At 65.3% G+C, this 1461-nt stretch carries 2 protein-coding genes; both read right to left on the bottom strand.

The window, feature by feature from the left end; translation table 11 throughout:
* Positions 1 to 295: 295 nt before the first annotated feature.
* Complete coding sequence (locus tag BS38_RS0124015) at positions 296 to 571, bottom strand: hypothetical protein (protein ID WP_028273022.1); 276 nt, start codon at positions 569 to 571, stop codon at positions 296 to 298.
* A 72-nt stretch (positions 572 to 643) separates the two neighbouring features.
* Complete coding sequence (locus tag BS38_RS0124010) at positions 644 to 1072, bottom strand: hypothetical protein (protein ID WP_028273021.1); 429 nt, start codon at positions 1070 to 1072, stop codon at positions 644 to 646.
* Positions 1073 to 1461 lie beyond the last annotated feature (389 nt).

Raw genomic sequence — 1461 nt, 5'->3', positions numbered from 1 at the left:
CCAGCGGACGCCCATCAACTGGTTGAAGCGCAGCGCAAACCAGTGCGAGCCCTGCGAGCATGCCCTTCCCCTGGCCACCGGATTCGCCCGGGCCGACCACTCCCCCAGGCTTGCCGCCGACACCAGGTGATCCGCCCGGGGCTGTTGGCGGGAACGGCGGTCCGCCGCCGGCGACCACCAACCAAAGCCAGCCAGGGGCGGCGGACCGCCCGCGCACCTTGGGCAGGTAAGGCAGCAATGACGAGGACTCACTTACTCATTTGAAGTATTTGAGCAAATGAGTCCCCGTGCGGCATTAGGTCATTGTGGGCCGGTGCTCCGGTGAGAACAGGACGGCCACGAGTTCGTTGTGCCAGTCCAGCGTGGCGTACTGCCGGGTCACGTCCAGCAGCCCAGGATCGACGCGGGCATCCTTGGTGACCGCGTCTGCCATGCCGCGTACCTGCGCGGCGAGGTCTTTCGCGGCGGCCGCGCTGTAGGTGACTGGAGATATTTCAACGAGCTTGGCGAGGATTTCGAGGAACACCACGGTCTGCGCGGTGTTTTCGGTGATGCGGCTGGTTTCGGTCATGGTGCTTGTCCTTTAGTGAAGATGGCCGGGGCCTTGCCGGGCGGGTTTCCGCCCGGCAAGGGGTTCCGGTGGTTAGGCGGCGGGGACGGCGTAGGGCATGCGGTACCGGCTGGGCAGTTCTGCGGCGGCTTCGGGGAGGTCGTCCGGGCCGTGGGCCTGTCCGTTCTTCCAGTGGAAGAACGCCTGTTCGCTGATCGCGTCCCAGAACCGGGCCTTGGTCCGGTAGTACGTGCAGGTCACGTCGCCCTCGCAGTACGTGGCCATGCCGAACAGGTTGCCGATGGCATCGGCGGTGCGGATCCCGGCGACCATGACGTAGGGCCACTGGCCCAGGTCCCAGCCCTCGTGGCCCCAGCTGGGGATCACAGCCCAGCCGTGTTCGCCGATCAGTTCCATCCAGTCGTAGCCGCCGTTCATGTGGTAATCCCCGAGGACGGTAACGCCGTCGATGGTCTCGCCGGTGTCGGCTGTGGTCACGGTCTTGGTGGTGATTGCGTTCATTGTGGTGTTCCTTCTTGTCCGAGAAGTGGGGTGGATGGGGCGGCAATGGTGACCGGCCAGCTCCCCTGCACCCCCCGTTGTTTTTTTGGTTGCTGGCAAGCTTGCTTGCTCGGCGGCCGACGGAGGCCTGTCTACCCGCAGGGCAAGGTGTGGGAACTTCCCCCAGGAGGTAAGCGACGAAGGAGCGCCTGCGGGAATTTCCTGCGCCACAGGCTCCGGTGGAGCTTGCGGAACCGGGGCTAGACGGGCTGGAGCGGACGCCTAGAATCCGCAGGACAGCAACCAGAAAACGCTTGTAAACAACAGGTGATGACGGGCCGGAGCTCTGCGACGGACCGGCAGCACCCAACAGCCGGCCGCGCCAGCGGACGCCCATCAACTGGTTGAAG

The sequence above is a fragment of the Arthrobacter sp. UNC362MFTsu5.1 genome (assembly GCF_000685965.1).
Lineage (GTDB): Bacteria > Actinomycetota > Actinomycetes > Actinomycetales > Micrococcaceae > Arthrobacter.
This window is presented reverse-complemented; position numbering and strand designations above follow the sequence as displayed.